General features: G+C 64.6%; 18 protein-coding genes. 11 read left to right on the top strand and 7 right to left on the bottom strand.

What is annotated here, in order from left to right:
• The first annotated feature begins 6 nt into the window (after window positions 1-6).
• The 3 genes from glnE to AC6R19_RS05365 all read left to right on the top strand — a co-directional run bounded on the left by glnE (window position 7) and on the right by AC6R19_RS05365 (window position 5,187).
• Complete coding sequence (glnE, locus tag AC6R19_RS05375) at window positions 7-2,862, top strand: bifunctional [glutamate--ammonia ligase]-adenylyl-L-tyrosine phosphorylase/[glutamate--ammonia-ligase] adenylyltransferase (protein WP_500578679.1); 2,856 nt, start codon at window positions 7-9, stop codon at window positions 2,860-2,862.
• Between the two features lie 109 nt (window positions 2,863-2,971).
• Window positions 2,972-3,958: a branched-chain amino acid transaminase gene (locus tag AC6R19_RS05370; protein ID WP_500578678.1), complete on the top strand. Its 987-nt coding sequence runs from the start codon at window positions 2,972-2,974 to the stop codon at window positions 3,956-3,958.
• Between the two features lie 323 nt (window positions 3,959-4,281).
• Complete coding sequence (locus tag AC6R19_RS05365; protein ID WP_500578677.1) at window positions 4,282-5,187, top strand: glycosyltransferase family A protein; 906 nt, start codon at window positions 4,282-4,284, stop codon at window positions 5,185-5,187.
• Between the two features lie 94 nt (window positions 5,188-5,281).
• Here AC6R19_RS05365 and AC6R19_RS05360 read toward each other — a convergent pair whose 3' ends face one another.
• Window positions 5,282-6,619, bottom strand: a complete 1,338-nt coding sequence (locus AC6R19_RS05360; RefSeq protein ID WP_500578675.1) for a UDP-glucose dehydrogenase family protein — start codon at window positions 6,617-6,619, stop codon at window positions 5,282-5,284.
• A 171-nt stretch (window positions 6,620-6,790) separates the two neighbouring features.
• On the opposite strand from AC6R19_RS05360, the gene AC6R19_RS05355 reads away from it, so the two are divergent.
• Window positions 6,791-7,681 carry an ELM1/GtrOC1 family putative glycosyltransferase gene (locus tag AC6R19_RS05355; protein WP_500578674.1) on the top strand — a complete coding sequence of 297 codons (891 nt, stop codon included), beginning with the start codon at window positions 6,791-6,793 and terminating at the stop codon, window positions 7,679-7,681.
• A 7-nt stretch (window positions 7,682-7,688) separates the two neighbouring features.
• Here the strand turns inward: AC6R19_RS05355 and AC6R19_RS05350 are convergent, their stop codons facing one another.
• Entirely contained in the window at window positions 7,689-8,360 is a 672-nt protein-coding gene (locus tag AC6R19_RS05350) for a YrbL family protein (protein ID WP_500578673.1), read from the bottom strand.
• Window positions 8,353-9,489 (bottom strand): glycosyltransferase family 4 protein, encoded by a 1,137-nt coding sequence (locus AC6R19_RS05345; protein WP_500578807.1) that lies wholly within the window; start codon window positions 9,487-9,489, stop codon window positions 8,353-8,355. The genes AC6R19_RS05350 and AC6R19_RS05345 overlap by 8 nt, the downstream gene beginning before the upstream one ends.
• Before the next feature lie 168 nt (window positions 9,490-9,657).
• Between AC6R19_RS05345 and waaA the strand changes: the two genes are divergently transcribed.
• Both waaA and AC6R19_RS05335 read left to right on the top strand, forming a co-directional pair.
• A complete protein-coding gene (gene waaA / locus AC6R19_RS05340; protein WP_500578672.1) occupies window positions 9,658-11,010 on the top strand; it encodes a lipid IV(A) 3-deoxy-D-manno-octulosonic acid transferase in 1,353 nt (450 codons plus the stop codon).
• A 157-nt stretch (window positions 11,011-11,167) separates the two neighbouring features.
• Complete coding sequence (locus AC6R19_RS05335) at window positions 11,168-11,854, top strand: hypothetical protein (protein WP_500578670.1); 687 nt, start codon at window positions 11,168-11,170, stop codon at window positions 11,852-11,854.
• Here AC6R19_RS05335 and AC6R19_RS05330 read toward each other — a convergent pair.
• Window positions 11,849-12,748 carry a glycosyltransferase family A protein gene (locus tag AC6R19_RS05330; RefSeq protein ID WP_500578669.1) on the bottom strand — a complete coding sequence of 300 codons (900 nt, stop codon included), beginning with the start codon at window positions 12,746-12,748 and terminating at the stop codon, window positions 11,849-11,851. The two genes, AC6R19_RS05335 and AC6R19_RS05330, sit on opposite strands and share 6 nt — an antisense overlap.
• A gap of 32 nt (window positions 12,749-12,780) precedes the next feature.
• Complete coding sequence (locus AC6R19_RS05325) at window positions 12,781-13,623, bottom strand: glycosyltransferase family 2 protein (protein WP_500578667.1); 843 nt, start codon at window positions 13,621-13,623, stop codon at window positions 12,781-12,783.
• 208 nt (window positions 13,624-13,831) lie between these two features.
• Here AC6R19_RS05325 and AC6R19_RS05320 point away from each other — a divergent pair, with 208 nt between their 5' ends.
• Both AC6R19_RS05320 and AC6R19_RS05315 read left to right on the top strand, forming a co-directional pair.
• Window positions 13,832-14,731 (top strand): glycosyltransferase family A protein, encoded by a 900-nt coding sequence (locus AC6R19_RS05320; RefSeq protein ID WP_500578666.1) that lies wholly within the window; start codon window positions 13,832-13,834, stop codon window positions 14,729-14,731.
• Between the two features lie 308 nt (window positions 14,732-15,039).
• Window positions 15,040-15,792: a 3-deoxy-D-manno-octulosonic acid kinase gene (locus tag AC6R19_RS05315; RefSeq protein WP_500578665.1), complete on the top strand. Its 753-nt coding sequence runs from the start codon at window positions 15,040-15,042 to the stop codon at window positions 15,790-15,792.
• Window positions 15,793-15,813: 21 nt separating this feature from the next.
• Here the strand turns inward: AC6R19_RS05315 and AC6R19_RS05310 are convergent, their stop codons facing one another.
• Window positions 15,814-16,836: an NAD-dependent epimerase gene (locus AC6R19_RS05310; protein WP_500578663.1), complete on the bottom strand. Its 1,023-nt coding sequence runs from the start codon at window positions 16,834-16,836 to the stop codon at window positions 15,814-15,816.
• 195 nt (window positions 16,837-17,031) lie between these two features.
• Entirely contained in the window at window positions 17,032-18,516 is a 1,485-nt protein-coding gene (locus AC6R19_RS05305; RefSeq protein WP_500578662.1) for a TolC family outer membrane protein, read from the bottom strand.
• Between the two features lie 314 nt (window positions 18,517-18,830).
• Here AC6R19_RS05305 and AC6R19_RS05300 point away from each other — a divergent pair, with 314 nt between their 5' ends.
• Genes AC6R19_RS05300 through AC6R19_RS05290 form a run of 3 tightly spaced genes read left to right on the top strand, consistent with a single transcriptional unit; the run spans window position 18,831 to window position 22,517 of the window.
• Window positions 18,831-19,499 carry a paraquat-inducible protein A gene (locus tag AC6R19_RS05300; RefSeq protein ID WP_500578660.1) on the top strand — a complete coding sequence of 223 codons (669 nt, stop codon included), beginning with the start codon at window positions 18,831-18,833 and terminating at the stop codon, window positions 19,497-19,499.
• Window positions 19,496-20,155 carry a paraquat-inducible protein A gene (locus AC6R19_RS05295; protein WP_500578658.1) on the top strand — a complete coding sequence of 220 codons (660 nt, stop codon included), beginning with the start codon at window positions 19,496-19,498 and terminating at the stop codon, window positions 20,153-20,155. The genes AC6R19_RS05300 and AC6R19_RS05295 overlap by 4 nt, the downstream gene beginning before the upstream one ends.
• Window positions 20,148-22,517, top strand: coding sequence for a PqiB family protein (locus AC6R19_RS05290; protein ID WP_500578657.1), 2,370 nt, complete (start codon window positions 20,148-20,150; stop codon window positions 22,515-22,517). Before AC6R19_RS05295 ends, AC6R19_RS05290 begins: the two co-directional genes overlap by 8 nt.
• Window positions 22,518-22,557: the final 40 nt, after the last annotated feature.

The raw sequence follows: 22,557 nt of genomic DNA, 5'->3' as shown, positions 1-22,557 counted from the left end.
CAAAAAATGCCACTAGGATTTGAATCCTGCCCACCACAGTTCCAGCAACAATTCGATGACCGGTGGAACCACTGGCGCGAATCCGCGGGCGACGAACTGGCCGCAAAAACCGAAGCGCTGTTAAAGGATGAATCCTCGCAACTGACCCTGGCGCGCAGCTTCGCCGGCTCCGATTTCTTCTACCGCCAGTGCTGCCACAATCCCGAACTGCTGCCGGAACTGCTGCAGAGCGAGGACCTGGGCCTCGCCACCATCGACACAAATCAATTCGACAGCGAGGAGGCCCTCGACCGGGCACTGCGCCGGCTCAGGAACCGCGTCACCGCCGAGGCCATCTACCGCGACTTCGCCGACCAGTGGGATATACCGCGGGTCTGCCTGCGCCTGACCGAGCTGGCGGAAACCTGCATCCGGGCCGCGCTCGCCTGGCACCACCGCGAACTGTCCGCCCGCTACGGCGAGCCGCGGGACGCCGACGGCAGTGCCCAGTCCCTGGTGGTGCTGGGCATGGGCAAACTGGGCGCCCGCGAGCTGAACCTGTCCTCGGACATCGACCTGATCTTCGCCTATCCGGAACCGGGCGAGACAGATGGCGACAACAGCATCGAAAACCAGAAATTCTTCCAGCGCCTCGGCCAGCGCCTGATCAAATCCCTGGATGCGATCACCGCCGACGGCTTCGTGTTCCGTGTCGATATGCGCCTGCGCCCTTACGGCGACAGCGGCCCACTGGTGAGCCACTTCGCGGCGCTGGAGGACTACTACCAGACCCAGGGCCGGGAGTGGGAGCGCTACGCGATGGTCAAAGCGCGCCCCGTGGCCGGCGACGAGGTCGCCGCCGCGGAACTGATGGAGCTGCTGCGGCCCTTTACCTACCGCCGCTATATCGACTTCAGTGCGATCGATGCGCTGCGCGAGATGAAGGCGCTGATCCAGCGCCAGGTGCGCGCCCGCGGTCTCAGCGACAATATCAAGCTGGGCCGCGGCGGCATCCGCGAAGTGGAGTTTATCGCCCAGGCCTTCCAGCTGATCCGCGGCGGCCGCGAGCCGGCCCTGCGCGAGCGCAACCTGCTGAAACTGTTGCCGCTGCTGGAGAGCGACGGCCATCTGAAGGCGGGCGTCGCCGGGCAGCTGGCGGACGCCTACCTGCTGCTGCGCAGGGTGGAGCACGCGCTGCAGGCGGAGCGCGACCGGCAGACGCAGACATTGCCGGCGGAGGGGGAGCGGCGGCAGAAGCTGGCCTTCGCCCTCGGCCGCGACGGCTGGGATCAGCTGTTGACGGAGCTGGCGGCGCAGCGCGCGGTGATCGAACGGGAGTTCGACGCGGTCATAGCGCCGCCGGAGGAGATAGCCGAGCCCAGCGCGGCGGAGGAGTGGGAGGGCCTCTGGGCCAGCTGCGTCGGGGAGCTCGCCGCGGAGGCCAACCTGCAGACCCTGGAAGCTTGCGGCTACGCGCCGGCACGGGAGGCGCTGGACCTGCTGGCGGACCTGCGCGGCGCCCCGCTGGTGGCAACCCTGCCCACAGCGGCGCGCGAGCGCCTGGACCAGTTTATGCCGCTGCTGCTGGCCGCCGCCGCGCAGGAAGAACCGCCGCTGCTGGCCCTGACAAGGGTGCTGCCGCTGGTGCGCGCGGTATTGCGCCGCAGCGCCTACCTGGTGCTGATCAACGAAAACCCGCCGGTGCTGAGCCAGCTGCTGCGCCTCTGCTCCGCCTCCCCCTGGATCGCCGGGCAGCTGGCGCGCCATCCGATACTGCTGGACGAGCTGCTGGACTCGCGCCGCCTGCTGGCGCCGGCCAGCGCCGCCGATATCGCCGACGAACTGCGCCGCGAACTGCTGCGGGTGGATCCCTCGGACCTGGAGGCGCAGATGGAGGCGCTGCGCCACTTCAAGCAGAGCCAGAGCCTGCGCATCGCCGCCCAGGAGGTCAGCGGCGCCCTGCCGCTGATGAAGGTCAGCGATTCCCTGACCTGGCTGGCGGAGGCGATACTGCAGCAGTCCCTGCAACTGGCCTGGGCGCAGCTGGCGGAAAAACACGGTCTGCCGGAGGGGGCCTCGGCGGAGGATATGCGCTTCGCGATCATCGCCTACGGCAAGCTCGGCGGCCTGGAGCTGGGGCACGGCTCCGACCTGGATATCGTCTTCGTGCACGACGCCGACCCGATGAAAAACACCGATGGCGAAGCCAGCATCGACAACCTGCGCTTCTACACCCGCCTGGCCCAGCGCCTGATCCATATTCTGCAGACCCGCACCCTGAGCGGCCCCCTCTACGAGGTGGACACGCGCCTGCGCCCGTCCGGCAACTCCGGCCTGCTGGTGACCTCGCTGGCCGCCTTCGAGAAGTACCAGCGCGAGAGCGCCTGGACCTGGGAGCACCAGGCCCTGGTGCGCGCACGGCCGGTGGCGGGAAGCGCACGGCTCAGCGCCGCCTTCGAGCAGCTGCGCCTGCAATTGCTCTGTGAGGCGCGGGACGAGAAAAAATTGCGCGGGGAAGTGGTCGCCATGCGCGACAAGATGCGCGCGCACCTGGATAAGAGCAACGATAAAAACTTCGACCTGAAGCAGGGGCCGGGCGGTATTGTCGATATCGAATTTATGGTTCAATATGCAGCACTGGCCTGGGCGCACAAAGCGCCGTCGATAGTGCGTTTCACCGACAATATCCGCATTCTCGAGAGTCTTAGCGACACGGGCCTGATGCCGGCCCACCAAGCCGAGCATCTGATCGACGCCTACAAAGCCTACCGATCTGAAGGTCATCGCCTGGCACTACAACAATTGCCGGGAGTGGTTAACGGTGACCAATTCACAGCGGAAAGAAAGACCGTTCAAACAAACTGGCAGCAATTACTCGGCTGAAGCCGGCGCAAGTGCCCGCGGCCAATCAAGGTTAAGCGCCCGCGGCCGACTAAGGTTAAGAGTGTGTTGCCTGATTAAACTGTTTTTCAGGATCTGTAGGAGTTTCCCCATGTCTTTTGCCGACCGCGACGGCGTTATCTGGTTTGACGGCGAGTTGGTTCCCTGGCGCGACGCGCGCGTTCACGTACTCACCCACACCCTGCACTATGGAATGGGCGTCTTCGAGGGCGTGCGCGCCTATCAAACGAAATCCGCCGCAGGCGCTCAGGCAGAGGGCGGCACCAGCATCTTCCGCCTGCAGGACCACACCCGGCGGCTGTTCCGTTCCGCCAAGATCATGAACATGCCCATGCCCTTCGACGCCGAGCAGCTGAACGAGGCCCAGAAGCTGGTGGTGCGCGAGAACAACCTGAGCGAGGCCTACCTGCGCCCCATGGCGTTCTACGGCTCCGAAGGCATGGGCCTGCGTGCCGACAGCCTGCAGACCCACGTGATCGTCGCCGCCTGGGAGTGGCCCAGCTATATGAGTCCGGAGGCGCGGGAGTTGGGGATCAAGGTGAACACCTCCTCCTACACCCGCCACCACGTGAACATCAGCATGTGCAAGGCCAAGGCCAACGGCAACTACATCAACTCGATGCTGGCCCTGCAGGAGGCGATCCGCAACGGCTGCGAGGAAGCGCTGCTGCTGGACCCGGAGGGCTATGTGGCCGAGGGCAGCGGCGAGAATATCTTTATCGTCAGCGACGGCGTCCTCTACACGCCGGAGCTCACCTCCTGCCTGGACGGCATCACCCGCAACTCGGTGATCGAGCTGGCGCGGGAGTGCGGCTACCAGGTGGTGGAGAAGCGCATCACCCGCGACGAGGTCTATATCGCCGACGAGGCCTTCTTCACCGGCACCGCCGCCGAGGTGCTGCCGATCCGCATGCTGGATGGCCGCACCATAGGCGCCGGCCGCCGCGGCCCCATCACTAGGCGGCTGCAGCAGCTCTACTTCGACGTGGTGCAGGGCAGGAGCCAGGCGCACCTGGGCTGGTTGAGCGACGTGGCCGAAGCCAGTCTCGGCGAAACGGGCCGCCTGGCGGCGGTCTAGCCCCCTCTCCCGGTGGCTGTTGCCGCCGGTGTGCAATCGCTCACATCGGCTTCAGCTGTCTGTAGAGCCGCCGATCATCTTCTCATAGAATGGCCGTCCTTCGGTCGCCGCTTCGCCGGCTATCGAAGGGCGGCTTTGTCCATTCGCCAATGCCCCGCCCAATGTTTCCATGCGTCGCTCCGATTTTGTCCAGAGGGGGCGGCGGTGGCCTATATATTGGGATTGTCTCCAGGGAGGAGTGCTGAACATCAAGGATAAAAAGTGCAAGCGTAGACATGGACGGCCGCGAAAGAGCGGAAAATCAACAGTTACTGGCCTCCCTTATGTTCCAACACTTCCTGAAAAAACGCCTGCAAAAACACGATGCCAGAAACAACCTGGCGCTCGAATCCATGGTGCGCGCACAGCTGTTGACGCAGCAGGCGCTGGCTGGAAGTGAGCCCGGTGTGGGCAATGATAAAGAGCACAACATCGTCGTATCCCTGACCTCCTTCGACAAGCGCATCGACGATGTCTACCTGACCATCGAGAGCCTGTTCCGGCAGTGGGTGAAAGCGGATGCGATCGTGCTGTGGCTGTCCACTGAGCATTTTCCCGGCAAGGTACTGCCGGAAAGCCTGGTCCGCCAGCAGCGACGGGGGCTGCAGGTCTTCTTTGTGGAGGACCTGGGGCCCTACACAAAATATTTCTACGCCTTCGACCGCTTTCCCGGCAGCCTGATCATCACCGTGGATGATGACACCCTTTACCCGCCGGACATGATCGACCAGCTCTATCGCGCTTACCTGCGGGAGCCCGCGCATATCCACTGCCTCCGGGCCCACAAAATGGTTCTAGATGGGCGGGGAGGCCTGTTGCCCTATCGCGACTGGCAGCTGGACTGGCGCTGGGGTGCCGGCGAGCCGGCACCCTGGCAACTGGTGTTTCCGACGGGCGTGGGCGGCGTGCTGTATTTCCCCGGCTCGCTGCACGAGGACGCCTTCGACAAGGAGAAATTCATGGCGCTCTGCCCGGGCGCGGACGATGTGTGGCTGAAGGCGATGAGCCTGTTGAAGGGGACCCCTTGCTCCAGGGTGGTGGACCCGCGCGACTGGACCCGGCGTTTTTTTACCGTCGGCGGTTCGCAGCTGGTGGCCCTGCAGGATGAGAACTGGGGGAAGCGCGGCGGCAACGATGCCAAGATCCGCGCAGTGTTCGACGAATACGGGCTCTGCGAACTACTGAAGTGATGCCCGACACGAGCGGCACTCAGTTAAGCGGCCAATAAACCTTTTCCTCGGCACAATGTAAGCCGGGTCGAAGCCCTTGACCTGGCGGTATTCCCTATACCTTCACCTGCGGCCGGCCGACGCAGTAGTACTCTATGCCGTCTCGCGCCAGCTGTTTCGGGTCGTACAGGTTGCGGCCGTCGAAGACGACCGGCTTCTTCAGGCCGGAGGTGACGGCCTTGACGTCTATGGCCTTGAACTGCTGCCACTCGGTGGCGACGATCAGGGCGTCGGCGCCGGCCAGGGCGCTCTCCTTGGTGCCGCACAGCTGCAAATCCTCACGCACGCCGTAGATGCGCTGGCACTCCTCCATCGCCTGCGGGTCGAACGCCTGCACCCTGGCGCCGCGCTGCCACAATGCCTCCATCAACACCCTGCTCGGCGCCTCGCGCATGTCGTCGGTGTTGGGCTTGAACGCCAGGCCCCAGAGGGCGAAGGTCCTGCCGCTGAGGTCCCCGCCGAAGTGCGTTTCTATCTTGTCCATCAGATAGTGCTTCTGTCGCTGGTTTCTCTGTTCCACCGACGCCAGTATTTCCGGGGCTATGTCCAGGTTGCTGGCGGTGGTAATCAGCGCCTTGACGTCCTTCGGGAAACAGGAGCCGCCGTAGCCGATACCGGCGTAGATGAACTGGTAGCCGATGCGCGGGTCCGAGCCTATGCCCTGGCGCACGTGTTCGATATCCGCGCCGACGCGATCGGCGATCTCCGCCATCTCGTTCATAAAGCTGATCTTGGTGGCCAGCATGCAGTTGGCTGCGTACTTGGTCAGCTCGGCGCTGCGCACATCCATGGCCATGATCTTTTCGTGGTTGCGGTTGAAGGGCGCGTACAGCTGGCGCAGCGCCTCCGCCGCCTCTGCGCTGTCGGTGCCGATGATGATCCGGTCCGGGCGCGTGCAGTCGGCGACCGCGGAGCCCTCCTTGAGGAATTCCGGGTTGGAGACCACGTGGAACGCCAGGTCTCCCTCGCCGCGCTCTTCCAGCTCGCCTTTGATGGTCTCGCGCACCTTGTCGGCGGTGCCCACCGGTACGGTGGACTTGTTGACGACGATCTTCGGCTCGCCCATATGCCCGGCGATGGTCCTGGCCACGGTCAGCACATGGCGCAGGTCCGCGGAGCCGTCCTCGTCCGGCGGCGTGCCCACGGCGATAAAGATGATCTCGCCGTGCTCCACGCCGGTTTTGGCGTCGGTGGTGAACTGCAGGTTTCGCGTGGACAGGTTGCGCTCCACCAGCGGTGTCAGGCCGGGCTCATAAATGGGGACCAGGCCCTTGTTGAGCGTCTCTATCTTGCCCTCATCGATATCGATACAGATGACCTTGTGGCCGGCTTCGGCCAGTACCGCCGCCTGAACCAGGCCCACATAGCCGGTGCCAAATACAGTTACATTCATTCGCTTGTCTCAACTCCAGTCGATGAGGTGATGGATCAATTGCCTTGCCTGGCGCCAAATCGCGGCAATTGTACCCGAGTTTGATGGAGATTCCCGAATGGCCCGGGCTTCAATTGCGCCGGGCAGCTGGGCTATGCTTCCACCCCTTCCCGATAGTTTGAGGCTATTTCCTTGCATTTGACGGTCTGGCGCTTCCTGGACGGCAACCGCGCCCACGAAAAGCAGAGTGCGGCGCTGGTGGCCGGCCTGCGCGGCAGCTTTGCCGGGCCTCTGGACGCCTTCGATATACCCCCTGCGATTTCAGCCTCCCGGTTGTTGCTCAGTGATCCACTGGAGCTGCGCGACCTGCCGCCGCCTGACTTTTTGGTCGGGGCCGGCAGCGGCAGCCGCTGGCCGATGCTGATGGCGCGCCGGCGCTACGGAGGCCGCGCGGTGCCGATCAACCTGCCGTTGCTGCCGTTTCGCTGGTTCGATTTCGCCATAGTGCCGGAGCACGACCGCCCACCACCGCTGGCCAATATCATCCTCAGCCAGGGTGCGCTGACCGAGCCGCTGCAACTGGACAGGATGCAGCCGGGACGTGGCTTGATACTGATCGGCGGGCCGAGCAGGCACTTTTCCTGGGATGCGCAGTCGCTGCAGCAAAAGGTGCAGCGACTGCTGGCGGAGCCGCTCGAATGGCATCTGTCCGACAGCCGCCGCACGCCGGCGGGAAGCCTGGAGTCGATCATCGGCGCGCAGCTTGTGCACTGGCGTGATTGTCCACCCGGATGGGTGCAGGAGCAGATGGCCGCCGCGGAGCAGATCTGGGTCACCGAGGACAGCATCTCCATGGTGTTCGAGTCGCTGCAGAGCCGCGCGCGGGTGGGCATCATCCGTGTACCGAGCAAGGGCCGCGCGAACAAGGTGCGCGCCGCGGTGCAGAGGCTGGTGGATCAGGGGCTGGTCACTGACCGGGTGGAGGAGGTGACCGCGCCCTTCGAGCCGACCCGCGAACCGCTCAACCAGTACCTGGTGTGCGCGCGGGCCCTGCTGCATCGCTGCGGCCTGCCGGTCCGCTGATTTCGAATCAGCGCGGACGCTTCAGCCCGCGCGCCTCAAATTTGCGCCAGGGCACCTTCTTGTCGGAGATCTCCCACTCCACCCGCAGCCACATGCGCTCGATGCGGCGGCGGATATAGCGTTCGGCAAAGTAGTTGGATATCTCCGGCAGCGGCAGGGCGGCGGCACTGCCGAGGCCGTCGATCAGGTAGAGTTCCAGCTGTCCGCGCTCCTCGCGTAGTACCAGGTTGTGCGCGATCAGGTTCTTGGTCAGTACCTTGTTTTCCAGAAGCCATTCGGCAAAGCGCTGCAGCGATGCGCGCACCTCGCGGTCCAGCCCGTGCCGGTTCAGGTATTGGCGCAGGGTCGGTGCCGGTTCTCCCTCACTATCGAGGATCATATCGGTGACAGCACCCGGCCCCAGGCTGGTCTCCCGAATGCCATACCAGCGCGGCAGGTGCCGCCACAGGGCCTCGCCTTGGTGATGCAGGGCGCGCTGGCTGTAGCCCTCCAGTTCGCGCAGGTTATCGTCGAAGCTGCCCTCGCCGCGCCAGCGCTTGTACCAGGGCGCGCGCGCGCGCAGCTCCGCGGTGCGCCCCGGGCGCATTACCTTGACGCACAGATTGGGATCCTGCGGGTGGCGAAAGCAGAGGCGGTTGCCGCCGCTGGCGAAGGGCTCGCTGTGGCTCAGGTCAATCACGGTGCGCCTCATGTAAATCACGGCGCGCCGCTCGCTCGGCGAGCAGCGACTGATAGATCTCAATGGTGTGTTTGGCCTGTCTCTCCAGGGTAAATTCCGCTGTGAGTTGCGCCTTTGCGCTGGGATTTTCCAGCAACCTGCACACCGTCTCGCAGAGGGCCTCCGGATCTGATTTGTCCACCAGCCCCGGGGGAAAGCAGGCGCGCAGGGATTCCGCCGGCCCGCCGATATCGTATCCGACCACCGGTGTGCCTATGGCCGCGGCCTCGATCACGGTGCGGCCGAAGGGCTCCGGGCGCTGGGACAGGTTGAACACCAGGGTAGACTGCCTGTACCAGTAGCGGATATCCGCGCGGTGGCCGACAAAAGTCACGTGATTCTCGATGCCGAGATTGTGCACCCGCTGCTTTAATTCTTCCTCGTAGTGCGCCTTGTCCGGCTCGCTGCCGCCGAGAATCACACCGTGGATATCCGCATATTTATCCGCGAGACGCGCCATCAGGTCGACAAAATCCTCCTGGCCCTTCCAGCGCGTCAGGCGTCCGGGCAGCAGCAGCCAGCGCTTGCCGCGCAGCTGCGGGAACTCGCCGCAGGTATTTTCCAGCCAGTTGTCCGGCAGCTGCAGTTCGGGATAAAACTCGCGCGTGTCCACGCCGCGGTAAACAATCTGCGGCGGCCTCTGCAAATCCTTCGGGTAATTTTCCAACAGGTAATCGCGCACGCACTCGGAAATCGCGATCACCTGCTCACCCTTCGCCATGATGGCGCTGTAGCGGTTGATCGAATAGAGACCGTGAGCGGTGCTGACCAGGCGCGGGCGCGTGGCCGCCGGCATTTTTCTCCAGGCCAGGTAAGTGAGCCAGGCCGGTACCCGCGAGCGCACGTGCACTATGTCCGCCTGCAATTCGCCCAGCAGTCTGCGCAGCGGGCGCACCTGCAACAGGCTGGTGAGGGATTTCTTGTGGATCGGCATGACGATATGCCGCGAGCCCTCGCACTCCAGCTGTGCGACCATGCGGCCGCCGCTGGAAATGACGATGGACTCGTGCCCGGCGGCGACCAGGGCGCGGGCAAAATCCACGGTGCCGCGCTCAACCCCGCCCGAGTTCAAGGCGGGCAGCAGTTGCACTACCTTCAAAGGCTCAACTCCGATTGCAGAAGTGGTAATTGTCCGGTCGATGGTATGATGGGCGATTCCCGGAAAGGGCGATCATTATAGGCAGCGGAGCCGCATCGCGTACAGGCGGCGCCTCCGCCGCTCTGGGCTGAAGGATTAATCGAGTTTAATTTCCCACCGATGCGCACTCTCTACACCTGGTTATTTCGTGCCGCCATTCCCCTTGCCCTGCTGCGTCTGTGGTGGCGCGGGCGGGACGACCCCGCCTATCGCAAGCGCTGGCGCGAGCGCTTTGGCCGTGTGCCTGCGCGGGCCCCGGGCTACCGCCGCCGCTGGTACGAGCGCTTTGGCGTGGTGCCGGCGCGGCAGAGCAAGGCGCCGCTGTTGTGGGTACACTCGGTATCCGTTGGGGAAACCCTGGCGGCGGTGCCGCTGATCAGGGAGCTGGTGGCGCGCCACGGCGACTGGCAGTGGCTGGTGACCACCACCACGCCCACCGGCTCCCAGCGGGTGCACGATGCACTGGAGCCGTTGCTGGGGGCGCGCCTGCTGCACTATTACCTGCCCTTCGATCTTCCCGAGTGCCTCACCCCGTTCCTCAATGCGCTGCGGCCGAACGCCCTGGTATCGATCGAAACCGAGCTGTGGCCAAACATGCTCGCCAGTTGCGCGGAGCGGGGAATCCCCACCCTGGTGGCCAACGCCCGCCTGAGTGAAAAATCTGCGAAAGGCTACGCCCGCTTTCCCGGCTTCAGTCGCTCCATGCTCGGTAACCTGACCCGCGTGGTGGCCCAGTACCCGGCGGACGCCGAGCGCTTCGTGTCCTTGGGCCTGCCGCCCGAGCGGGTGAGGGTGGCCGGCAATATCAAGTTCGACCTGCATATCGACAGCGGTATGGTCAGCGAGGCACAGGCGCTGGCCCACCAGTGGCGGGGGCCGGGGGAGCGGCCGATCTGGCTGGCCGCCAGTACCCACGCCGGGGAGGATGAAATCGTCCTGGACGCCTTCGAGACGTTGCGCCGGGAATTCCCCCAATTGCTATTGGTGCTGGTGCCGCGCCACCCGGAGCGCTTCGACGGCGTTGCGCGCCTGTGCCGCGAGCGCGGCTTCAAATTGTTGCGCCGCAGCGACGGCGGCCCGCCTGGCCCGGATTGCCAGATACTGCTCGGCGACACCATGGGCGAACTGCTGAAATTCTATGGCGCCTGTGACCTGGCCTTCGTGGGCGGCAGCCTCGTGCCGGTGGGTGGGCACAATATGATCGAGCCCGCCGCCTGGGGTGTGCCGGTTGTCTGCGGTCCCCACCTGCGCAACTTCTTAACCGTTTCCGGGCTGCTGAGGGATGCCGGCGCGATGAAAGTGGCGGAGGATACGGGGCAACTGGCGCGGCACTCGGCGGCATGGCTGCGCGATGAAAGTGCGCGCTGCACCGCCGGCGAGCGCGGGCGCGAGGTGGCGGAACAGAACAGCGGCGCCCTGGCGTGCCTGGTGGAGGAAATCGAGGACCTGATGTGCGGCGCCGCCAGCCGCTGAGTCCGTTGCGTAGCTTTTACTGTCAGGCACCGGTATATACAATAAATGATTTTCGCGCCGCAGGATTTTGGGGGCGGCGCCGAACAGCAGCGCGACGGGACGCGCGTGAGCAACACATTGAGAGATGTCGGTGCCATGCGCGCCGTCCCGTACCTGTATGACCAGACAGTTTGTAATCACCGGCTGCGGCCGCTCCGGCACCACCTATATCGCCGAGCTGCTGAGCCGGTTGGGCTGCACCTGCACCCACGAGAAGTTCTTTACCGGTAAGCGCCCCTCGCGCCTGGCCGAGTACCTGGCCCGCGCCGGCTGGCGGCCCCTGCAATGGCCCGCGCCGCCGTACGGCGAGGCGGCCTGGGAGGCGGCCCCGCTGCTGCCGCTGTTGCCGGACGACATCCTGGTGTTCCACCAGTTGCGCCACCCGCTGGAGTTTATCCGCTCGCGCCAGAAGAAGGGCTGGGTGCACGGCCGCCTGCGCCACCGCCACCTGCCGCAGCTTCCCCGCTACCGAAGGGAGAGCTTTGCCCGGCTGCCGCTCCCGCAACAGGTGGATCTGCTGGCGCGTTTCTGGATCGGCTGGAATGGGCTGGTCGAGTCCCGGGTGGGAGGGAGACCCTATCTGCGCTACCGCATGGAGGACTTCGATCTCGACCTGCTGCTGGAGATGCTCGCGCGCATCGAGTTCCCCTGTGATCCGGATGCCGTCGAGAGGGTGTTCGAGGAACTGCCCAGGAATGTCAACACCCGCGGCCGCAAGCGCAGCGATATCACCCTGGACCTGCTGCCGGACGCCACCCGCCGCGAGCTGGAACTGGCCGCCGCGCGCTATGGTTACGCTCTATAGCTCCGAGGTGGCCTTGCGCACGCCGCTGCGAATCTGCGTACTGAGCCTGCTGCCGGTATAGCGCCCCTTGCTGATATGGCGGATGCGGTAGACACCGGGAATGTCCACCGCCTCTCCCTGGGTGCCCAGCAGCCAGCGGAAGGCGCGATCCTCGTGGGCCTTGCACCATTTCTCCGCCGGCTTTTGATAGTAGTGCAGGCTGTCGCAGTAGCCGGCGGCCCGGGCGATATCGCCGTGGGTGATCTGCAGCGGGCCCGTGGCCCGGGTGCGGCGCTGCTCGACAAAGCGGGAATCGTCGATATCCACCACCCGCAGCTGCTCCGGATCGAAATTGAACATGGGGTCGTCGTCCGCCAGCAGGGTGGTGATGCGCTCGCTGGCCGGGAAGACCAGCGCATCCCTGCGCCCCTGTAGTGCGTCCGCGAGCCCGTCCAGGCAGCCCCGGCGGAACATCAGGTCGCAGTCGGTAAACCAGACCCAGTCCGCGCGGCTGTTCAGGGCCGCCTGGTTGCGGCCTATGGCGCGGCGGAACAGGGAGGCCTTTGGGAGTTCGCGCCAGTTCCAGGTGATGCCGGGAACCTGCTGACGGGAGAAGAAATCGAGCAGTGCGCGGGTGCGTGCGTCCTCGCCGTTGTAGTAGACGGTCATGGTGACCGTCGCCCTGGTCGGCGGATACAGCACCAGCGAACTCAACTGGTAGACCAGGAAGTGGGCGTACTGCCAACAGTGGCTGACGATCTCGATATCCAGCACGCCGGTGCGCGCCGCCCGCTCGCTCTCCGGCGGCAGCGGCTCCTGGAACAGGGAGGCAGGTACCCAGCCGCTGGCGGCCAGGCGCAGGAAGCGGCTGACCAGCGGGTCGTACCATTTCGAGAGGGGCTGGGAATTGTCCATAGGCGGGTGGCTAATGTCTCGGGGAGGTGCTTTTAGGCGCTTTCGGGCCGGTAGCCGGCGTCCAGCAGCTGCTGTATGCCGCAGGGCGTCTCGATGAGTCCTTCTTTTGCATGGCGGATACGCAGGGCCTTGTTGCGGGCCACTATGTCCCGGTCCGCGTAGCCGCGGGGGTGGTCCAGGTGCACACAGATCGCATCGTAGCGCACATGCCGCGGTACGATGCCGGCGTTGATCAGGCGCACGCCGAATTCGCGATCCAGTCCGCCCCAGGCCATGCGCTCGTCGAAGCCGTTCACCTTGAGGATGTCCTCCAGCCATACAGAGGCGTTGGAGCCCTTGAGGTTGCAGGCGGTGGGGGTGAGGCGGTTCAGCAGCGGGGCCCAGCGGGGGCTGGCGCGCAGCTTCATGGTCTTGCGTCGGCTCTTCAGGCCGTGCTCGCGCAGCCACGGTAGCTCGAAACAGCGGCCGCTCTCGATATCGTCGCGGGTGATCGCCTCGCTGGCGCTCATGGGAAGCTTGAAATAACTCCCGGACAGGAAGTGGCCCGGCTCGGCGCGGCGCTTGTGCACGGCGAGGAAATCTCGGCGCGGCACGCAGTCGCCGTCAGTGAAGACCACATAGTCGCCCCTGGCGTGGAGTACGGCCTTGTTCAGTATCCGGCACTTGCGGAAGCCGTCGTCCCGCTGCCAGACATGGCGAATATCGAGTCCCGTCTCGGCGCGCATGCGCCGGATCAGCTCGGCGGTCTCCGGGGTGGAACCGTCATCGGCGACGATGACTTCCAGCGGCAGTTCCGTCTGGCAGCTGTAGCCCCAGAGCACCTTTTCCAACCAGCGGGGGGAATTGTAGGTGGTCAGTATCAGGGACAGATTCATCAAACTAGATCAAACTCGGGGCTGCTGATTACTATACAATGGCGCGCCGCGCAGCAGGCCACGCGCTCCGGCGGCGAGCATATACCAACGACGGTCGGAAAGCGAACGCCCGGTACTTCCCCGGCAGGCCCGCCTGTGGGCAGCGGGCGCCGGGCCGGGAGTGCCCCGGGATCTGTTATGTTGCGGCAAACGCTGGAGACCCTGAGCAATGCATATCTTTGTCTTTTCCTACAATCGCGGCCCCTTCCTCGACAACTGTGTCCGTTCCATCGAAACCTGTGCTCCCGAGTGCCGGCTGACGGTGATCGACGACGGTAGCGATGACGAAGAGACGCGCGCAGTACTCAGGCGCATTGGCGAGCGTCACAGGGTCCTCTCCAAAACCGCCGACACCGGGCACAAGCTGGGCGGTCTCTACGCCAATATGCAGGCGGCCTACGACATGGCCGGTGAGGACGAGCTGATCTGCTTCCTGCAGGACGACACACAGATGGTGCGCCGGCTGACCCGGGACGATATCCGCGGCTTCCGGCAGTGTTTCGAAGCGGACCCTAAACTGGGGTTCATCTCCCCCGCCTTTGTGCGCGCCATCTCCCTGAGGCGCCCCGAGGACCGGGATTTCCGCTTCGACGAGCGCGCGGGCCTGTGGTTCTGGTACCCGAAAAAGCGCTCCACCGGAACCTGGTTTTCCGCACTCTTGATCGCCAGCACCAGGCGCCTGCGCGAGGTCGGCTGGCGCTTCGAGGTGGGGGAGTCGGTCAACAACCGCAAGGCGGCCGGCCTCTTCTGCCGTATGGGCCGGCTGCGCGCCCCCTTTGCCATGTGGCTGCCCAACGGACGGGCCTACCGGGGCAAGCAGAAATCCCTGGCCCTGCGCTATGGGGAGTGGCGGCGGCGCTGCGGTATCTATCCGCTGGAATTTATGGCCGAATCCACGGTTGAGGAGTTGCGCAGCGCTGAACCACCGCGACTGCCGGTAGCCGAGGAGCTGCTGCGGGTGCGGGGCGCTAACCTGGGAGAGCCCTGGAGCTACGACCCGATGCAGGGCGCGCCGCTGCTCAAGCTGCTGGACCGGCTGGAGCGCAAGCTGCGCGCGGGGCTCCCATGAGCCCGCTTGCAGCTTGTGACCCGGTACCTGCATCGAGTCTCTCCCTCTTTTACCATGTCAGTGGATGTCTTCCTGCGGCCCGGCAGGAATTGTCCCAGTGCTGAAACTGGCGTTAAAATGTACAACTATGCCCGCCATAGGCGCCTGGGCGCTTCTGTACGGTGCTTAAAAAACGATAAGATCGTGCGGTCGTGGCCGTGCGTCGGGATGCGTCTCCTCATGCAGGGGGGGGAGGTGGCATCGCCAGGGATGGCTTCCAAACAGATACAGATATAACAAGAGCGAAACTTTTAAACGAGGAAGCCGGGGTGGGGTATACAGAGTTGCAGCGCGGGAACGCGTGGTTTTGCTATAACGACGAACTGCTGGACCAGGATTGCAGCAGGCTGTTCGACAGTGAATGGCTGCAAGCCCGCGGTCGTGGTTGCCTGTCGGAGCGCGGCAAGGCACTGATGTTCGAAAGCCACGGCCTGGAGATGGTGCTCAAGTGTTACCGGCGCGGCGGCATGATCGGGCGTTTCGTGGAAAAGTCCTACCTGTTCGGCCGGCTGGAAACCACCCGTATGTGGCGGGAGTTCCAGCTGCTCAGGGAGATGCAGGCTATGGGATTGCCAGTGCCCAGGCCCGTGGCGGCACGCTGTGTCAGGAACTCGTCCCTGGCCTATAGCGGTGAATTGATTACCGAGAAAGTCGCCGATTCGAAAACCCTGGCCGAGACCCTCTGCGAGGCGCCGCTGGACGATGAAACCTGGACCAGGCTGGGAAAGCTGATCTCCCGCTTCCACCAGCGGAGTGTCTACCACGCGGATCTCAACGCCAACAATATCCTGTTGACTTCCAGCGGCCAGATTTACCTGATCGATTTCGACAAGAGCGAGATACGCTCCCGTCTCAGCAGTCGCGACGCCGCGGCCAATGTCCGCCGGCTGCGGCGGTCGCTGCTAAAACTGCAGGGCAGGCTGCCGGTGTTTCATTTTTCCCTGCACGACTGGCAGTCGCTCGAGAAGGGTTATGCAAAAGACCGTACCCGCTGGGATTTGCGCAGCGTGGCGGTGAGTTGAGCCCCGCGGTCAGGCTCCGTATCAAACCCCGTAATAGTCGCGATACCACTCCACAAATTTCGCAACCCCCGTCCTGATATCGGTATTGGCCCTGTACTGCAGGGCCTTTTCCAGGGGGCCCGTGTCCGCGTGGGTGTCCAGGATATCCCCTTCCTGTTGCGGCAGGTATTGCCTGACCGCCTCTATGCCGAGGCTCTCTTCCAGTGCGTCGATATACTCGCCGAGCGGCGCGGGAGAGCCGTTGCCGATATTGAAGATGCGAAACGGCGCATTGCTGCTGGCCGGGGACGGATTGTCGCTGGACCAGGACGGGTCGGGCGCTGCGATGTCGTCGCTGGCCCTGATCACGCCCGCTGCTATGTCATCGATATAGGTGAAGTCCCGGCTGTGGTGCCCGTTGTTGAAAACGGGAATGGGCTCCCCGGCCAGTATCAATCGGGTGAACTTGAACAGCGCCATGTCCGGACGCCCCCAGGGGCCGTATACAGTGAAAAAACGCAGACCGGTGGTCGGCAACCTGAACAGGTGGCTGTAGCTGTGGGCCATCAGCTCGTTGGCGCGCTTGGTGGCGGCATAGAACTGCAGCGGGTGGTCGGCGCCGTCAACTTCGCTGAACGGCATGCTGGTATTGGCCCCGTAGACACTGCTGGTGCTGGCGTAGCTCAGGTGGGCTGTCCCGGCGTAGCGGCAGGCCTCGAGTATGTTGGCGAAGCCGACGAGATTGCTCTCGGTGTAGGATGCCGGGTTTTCGATCGAGTGCCTGACACCCGCCTGCGCGGCCAGGTGAATGACCCGGTCAAACCGGTGGTTCCCAAAGCATTCATCGACAAAGAGTCTGTCGGCGATATTCCCCTTAAGGAATTCGTATTCCACGCCGCATTTACTGGCCGTCTGCTGGAGGACTGTCAGCCTGTCTTCCTTCAGGCTGGTCTCATAGTAGTCATTGATACTATCTATCCCTATGACACTGTCCCCGCGTTCCATCAGTCTCTTTGCGACGTGGAAGCCGATAAAGCCCGCGTTGCCCGTCACCAGACACTTCATTGGCTACCTCGATGCTATCTTGAGTTTGCTGGCTTGATTTGCCGATTCTGCTTTGCCGGACTCCGGGGGATCTGGCCCGCTGTGATGGTCCGGTGCGGCATTATACTCCACGCCGGATCATATTTTGACCACAAAAAGAAAGGGGCCGGCACTGTACAGTGCCGGCCCCTTGTACCTGTCTGGGCAGTTAAGGCTCTATTTGACCGGCGCGGGCGTGGCGCCGGCTTCCGCCACCCGGGTTACCGGCTGGGCCGGGTTCAGCCTGGCTTCCAACTGCTGCAGGTCGTCCGGTGCCAGCAGTCCCGCAACCCGCTTCAGGTTGAGGGTGTTGAGGATGTAGTCGTAGAGGGCGTTGGCGTAGTCGGTCTGGTTCTGGAACAGGGTGCGCTGGGCCAACAGCACGTCGACGATATTGCGCGTGCCCACCTCGTAGCCCGCCTGGGTCGCGTCCAGGGCGCTCTTGGCGGAGATCACCGCCTGCTCGCGGGCCCGTACCCGCGACACATCGGTCACTACCGCGCGGTGCAGCGTGCGGGTGTTTTGCACCGTATCGCGCTGGGCCAGGTTGCGCAGGTCCTCGGCCTGGAAGGCCAGGTTGCGCGCCTCGCGGCGGCTGGCGCTGAGGCGGCCGCCGGTGTAGAGGGGCATTTCCAGCCTGATGGCCGCTACCTTGGTCTCGATATCGTCGTCGACCGGGAAACTTTGCGTGCGGCCAATTGCGGTGGCAGTGGTGTCGCCTTCGCTGTAGTCCTTGCGGTAGCTCAGCGAGCCGGTCAGCGTCGGCAGATGCTCGCTGGCGGCGGCGCGGGCGCCGTAACGGGCCGCGTCGGCGGCCAGGCGCGCGGCCTTCAGGTCGAAGTTGTTGGCCAGTGCGAAGTCCACCCAGGCGGCGCGCTCCACCGGCTCCGGTGGCGCTACCTGGAAGTCTCCCTGCAGGGGCGCGACTGTGTCGTGGGGTGTGCCGGTGAGCACGGACAATGCGTCGAAGTTGCTCAGCAGATCGTCCTGGGCGGTCAGCCGGCGTGCAACGGCGCTGTCGTAGGCAGCCTGGGAATCGTAGACGTCGGTGATGGCCGTCAGGCCCACCTCGAAACGCTGCTGGGTCTGTTCCAGCTGCTTGGCCAGCGCCTTCTCCTCGGCGACGGCGGCTTCCAGCACGTCGTGGGCGCGCAGTACGTCAAAATAGGCGGTGGCCACCCGCAGCATCATCTCCTGCTGGTTGGCGCTGAACTCGGCGGTGGCCTGCTCACTGGTCTTCTTGCCCTGCTTGTAGCCGAACCAGGCCGGCAGGTCGAAAATGGCTTGGTCGAGGCGCGCGGAATAGACGCGATCGTCGGTGTCGGTATTGCCGCTCTGCTCGAACGGCCTCAGTTCACCGGTATCTTCATCGATCTGGGTGCGGATGGTATCGGAATTGATTTCGGTCTTGGCGGCCTCTGCGGAGACATTGATCTGCGGCAGCAGCGCCGAGCGCCCCAGGTTCTTCGCTTCCAGTCCGGCGTGATAGGCGGCGCGGTCGGCGGCCAGTTGCGGATCATTGTCCAGTGCCTGCAGGTAGACTTCCCAGAGGGTATCGGCCTGGGCCTGCACGGCGCCGAGGCCGAGTACGGCGGCGGCTATAAGTGTTTTCAGCGGGCGCAACTGGCGGCCTCGCGTTGCGGTGGATTCACTTCTTTTCATCTGTTTCAACTTCCTGTGGCGGGTGCGGTCTTAAAGCAAACAATGCTGCCAGTCTCCCCAATAGCAGTCGCGAGAGTGTACCCGCGGCCCGCGAGAGCGTCGAGGCGACGCCTGGGGCTTTTTGGTATATCTTCGTTAAACCGACGCGAATGTGCGGTTACTGGCAAGTTTCCGGCCATTTTGGGGAACAGCCGCTGCAGCTCCCGGATTGGGTCTCAGCGCGCTAATTCAATAGACGCAGTTGCGTCGAATTTGGATGCGGCAAACATTTCGCAGAATCAGGCAAGGATTCCCGGCGGATGCAAAAGGGGCAAATGCAAAACGGGCGAGACGAGGCACCGACATCCTGGCAGCGCGCCTGCCACGAGTGCGACCTGCTGTTGACCGGCGCCCTGGCACCGCCGGGGCAGAAGCTGGTGTGCCCGCGCTGCAACGCCACCCTGCACCGCAATGCAAAAAACAGCATTCGCCACACCGCGGCGCTGAGCCTAACCGGACTGCTGCTGTTTATTCCCTCGGCCTCCCTGCCGCTGCTGCATTTTTCCATCCTCGGCTTCGGGGCGGAAAACACCCTGCTGAACGGCGTCATGTCGCTGTTCGATGCCGGCTATATCTGGATGTCGTCACTGGTGCTCTTCTGCAGCGTGCTGGCGCCGCTGGGGAAATTCCTGCTGCTGGCATTCATCTGCTGGGGCAGTGCCTGGGCTTATCTCGACCGCCTGGTCGCAGCGGCGCTGCGCTGGTACCAGCACCTGAAGGAGTGGGGCATGCTGGATGTGTATATGCTCGGCATACTGGTGGCGCTGATCAAGATGAAAGATCTCGGCGAGATGGAAGTGGATACGGGGCTCTACTGCTTCGCCGCCATGATGCTGGTGGCCAACCTGACCACCTTGAGTTTCGATCCGCACGCGGTCTGGGCGCGCATGGCGCGGCGCCGGCAGCGCGCAGCCGGCACCGCAGCCTCCGGGGGACTGCGGTGAAGGGGCCGCAAAAGGCCCTGCAGCAGGGGCTCACCAGCTGCCTCTGCTGCCACCAACTGGTGCGGCTGCCGGCCTCCGGTCGCTGTAGCTGCCCCCGCTGTGGAGCCCGGGTGCACGGGCGTATCGATGGCAGCCTGATGCTGACCTGGGCCCTGACCATCACCGGCGCTCTGCTGTTGCTACCGGCCAATATCCTGCCGGTGATGACGGTGATCTATCTCGGCTCCGGCGAGCCGAGCACCATCATCAGCGGTGTGATGCAGCTGTATAGCGCCGGCCTGTGGGGCATTGCGCTGATCGTCTTCGTGGCCAGTATCGCGGTTCCGGTGATGAAGCTGGTGGGACTGACACTGCTGCTGGTACAGATACAGTTGCGCCTGCCGCTGATTCCGCTACAGGCGATGAAGCTCTATCGGGTGGTCTCCGGTATCGGCCGCTGGTCGCTGCTGGACCTGTTTATGATTTCCATCCTGGTGGCACTGGTGGATATGGGGGCCATCGCCCAGGTGGCCGCCGGCCCCGGCAGCACCGCTTTTGCCACGGTAGTGGTGATTACGATGCTGGCGGCGCGCAGTTTCGACCCTCGCCTGATCTGGGATCTGTACGACCGGCGCCAGTTGGATAACGACGACAAGGGAGTCGCCGGGAATGGCTGACGACGAGTCCCAGGCAAGCGCAAACTTTGGCAATGGTCCCCAGCAGGGGCTGACCCGGAGCAGCCGCGGCTTGCCGCTGGTGTGGATTCTGCCGCTGATCGCGGCCTTGATCGCCGTCTGGCTGGTGTACCGGGATTTTGTCCAGGGGGATATCCGCGCCAGCATCCTCTTTCACACCGGCGACGGCCTGGTGAAGGGCAAGACGGTGGTCAAATACTCCGGCGTGGACATCGGTGTCGTGCGGGATTTCAAGCTGGTGCCGGACGCCCCCGAACTGGACGGCGCCGACGGCGTGCTGGCAGAGGTGGACTTCAACCGCAGCGCCGAGCACCTGCTGGTGGAGGGCACCGACTTCTGGGTGGTGAAGCCGGAATTCACCATTACCGGCGTGCGTGGCCTGGAGACCCTGATATCCGGCAGCTACATCGCCCTGGAGCCGGGCAGCGGCGCGCGCAAGCGCCAGTTTACAGCCCTGGACAAGCCGCCGGCCATAGTGCGCGGCGAGGGCCTGCGGGTGGTGCTGAAGGCGCCGCGCCTGGGCTCCCTGAATCGCGGTTCGCCGGTCTACTACCGCCAGCTGCACGTTGGCCAGGTGGAGGACTACCGCCTGGGCAAGGACGATAACGGGGTGGAGATCGACCTGTTTATCCGCCGCGAATACGCCCACCTGGTGCACCGGGGCAGCCGCTTCTGGAACAGTTCCGGCGTCACCATCGAGGGGGATATCGGCGGCATCACCGTCGACATGGAGTCCCTCGCCGCGCTGGTGGCCGGCGGGGTCAGCTTCCACACCCCGGAGGAGCAGCGGCAGTCGCCGCTGGCGGTCAACGGCACCGAGTTCAAGCTGTACGAGAGCTTTTCCGCGGCGGAGGCGGGCATACGGGTGACGCTGAATTTCGATCGCGGCGTCAATGTCACCGCCGGCAGTACCCAGGTGTACTACCAGGGTATCCAGGTGGGGGAGGTGAGCGACGTCAAGGCCAACCGCCGGATAGACGGCATGGAAGTCAAGGTGCTGATGGACCCGATCACCGACGACCTGCTGACCGAGAACACCCGCTTCTGGCTGGCGCCGCCGACCCTGGATATTGCCAGCGGCCTCGGCGACCTGCTCAAGGGCAACCGCATCGAGGTGGACCTGCGCCGCGGCCAGCGCTCCCAGCGCACTTTCGACGCCCGCGCCTCGGCGCCGCCGATGGACCCGCGGGTGCCGGGTCTGCACCTGCGTCTGACCGCGCGGAGTCACGGCTCCCTGCAGCGCGGCGCCTCGGTCTATTACCGGCGTATCGAGGTCGGCGAGGTGCAGGGGATGGAGCTGCGCGAGGACGGCGACGGGGTCGAGGTGTACGTGGTGATAGAGCCACGCTACGCCCACCTGGTCAACAGGGAAACGCGTTTCTGGAATGTCAGCGGCCTGCGGGCCAGCGCCAGCCTGAACGGCATAGAGGTGGAAGCCGACTCGCTGCTGTCCGTGGTGCGCGGCGGCGTCGCCTTCGGCAGCCCCCCGTGGACGCGGGAGACGGCGGCCCCGGCCAAGGACGGTGACCGCTTCCCCCTCTACAGCAGCCGCGAAGCGGCCCTGGAAGAGGGAGTGACCATTCACATCTCGCTGCCGGATGCCGAGGGTCTCAGGGAGGGCGCGCCGCTGCGCTACAAGGGTATCCAGGTGGGCGAGATCACCCGCCTGCGCCTGGAGCGGGACCTGGGCGCCGTGCGCGCCCGCGCCAAACTGTACCACCGCGCCGAGCACTTCGCCCGCGAGGGCACCCGCATCTGGGTGGTTTCGCCACAGATCGGGATTGGCAAGGTATCCAACCTGGACACGCTGATCACCGGCCGCTACCTCGCCCTGGAGCCCGGCTCCGGCGGCGAGCAGACGGAATTCGTCGCCAGCCTGGAGCCGCCGCGGGAAGACCTGGCGGCTACCATGAGCCGCCCCGGCCTGACGGTGATTCTCGACGCGCCGCGGCGCGGTTCCCTGGTGGCCGGCAGCCCCGTCTACTACCGCCAGGTGCAGGTGGGCGAGGTGACCGGATTCGCGCTGGGGGAACTGGCGGACCGGGTTTATATCTATGTACATATCCAGCCCCGCTACCGTACCCTGGTGCGCGAACACACGGTATTCTGGAACGCCAGCGGCGTGGAGGTGAATTTCGGCCTCAAGACGGGCCTGACGGTCAACACCGAGTCCGCCCAGTCGCTGCTCGCCGGCGGCGTCGCCTTCGCCACACCGGAGGCGCCGGAGATGGGACTGGAGGTGGAGTCCGGCAGCCACTACCCGCTGTACCCGGAGGCCAAGCCGGAGTGGTTCCGCTGGAGTCCTAAAATAGAATTGTATGGCGCCGACGAGCCGGCCAAATAGTAAAAGGTAACTACTCACCCCTCGGGACTGGGAAAAGAAT

The sequence above is a fragment of the Microbulbifer sp. SE14 genome (assembly GCF_059834885.1).
This window is presented reverse-complemented; position numbering and strand designations above follow the sequence as displayed.

Bases quoted from the DNA above. Each gene is read 5' to 3' on its own strand.
- AC6R19_RS05320 (WP_500578666.1), top strand. From the start codon at position 13,832: ATGCATATCTTTGTCTTTTCCTACAATCGCGGCCCCTTCCTCGACAAC.
- glnE (WP_500578679.1), top strand. From the start codon at position 7: ATGCCACTAGGATTTGAATCCTGCCCACCACAGTTCCAGCAACAATTC.
- AC6R19_RS05360 (WP_500578675.1), bottom strand. From the start codon at position 6,619: ATGAATGTAACTGTATTTGGCACCGGCTATGTGGGCCTGGTTCAGGCG.
- AC6R19_RS05300 (WP_500578660.1), top strand. From the start codon at position 18,831: ATGCAAAACGGGCGAGACGAGGCACCGACATCCTGGCAGCGCGCCTGC.
- AC6R19_RS05310 (WP_500578663.1), bottom strand. From the start codon at position 16,836: ATGAAGTGTCTGGTGACGGGCAACGCGGGCTTTATCGGCTTCCACGTC.
- AC6R19_RS05325 (WP_500578667.1), bottom strand. From the start codon at position 13,623: ATGAATCTGTCCCTGATACTGACCACCTACAATTCCCCCCGCTGGTTG.
- AC6R19_RS05305 (WP_500578662.1), bottom strand. From the start codon at position 18,516: ATGAAAAGAAGTGAATCCACCGCAACGCGAGGCCGCCAGTTGCGCCCG.
- AC6R19_RS05365 (WP_500578677.1), top strand. From the start codon at position 4,282: ATGTTCCAACACTTCCTGAAAAAACGCCTGCAAAAACACGATGCCAGA.
- AC6R19_RS05330 (WP_500578669.1), bottom strand. From the start codon at position 12,748: ATGGACAATTCCCAGCCCCTCTCGAAATGGTACGACCCGCTGGTCAGC.
- waaA (WP_500578672.1), top strand. From the start codon at position 9,658: ATGCGCACTCTCTACACCTGGTTATTTCGTGCCGCCATTCCCCTTGCC.
- AC6R19_RS05290 (WP_500578657.1), top strand. From the start codon at position 20,148: ATGGCTGACGACGAGTCCCAGGCAAGCGCAAACTTTGGCAATGGTCCC.
- AC6R19_RS05370 (WP_500578678.1), top strand. From the start codon at position 2,972: ATGTCTTTTGCCGACCGCGACGGCGTTATCTGGTTTGACGGCGAGTTG.
- AC6R19_RS05335 (WP_500578670.1), top strand. From the start codon at position 11,168: ATGACCAGACAGTTTGTAATCACCGGCTGCGGCCGCTCCGGCACCACC.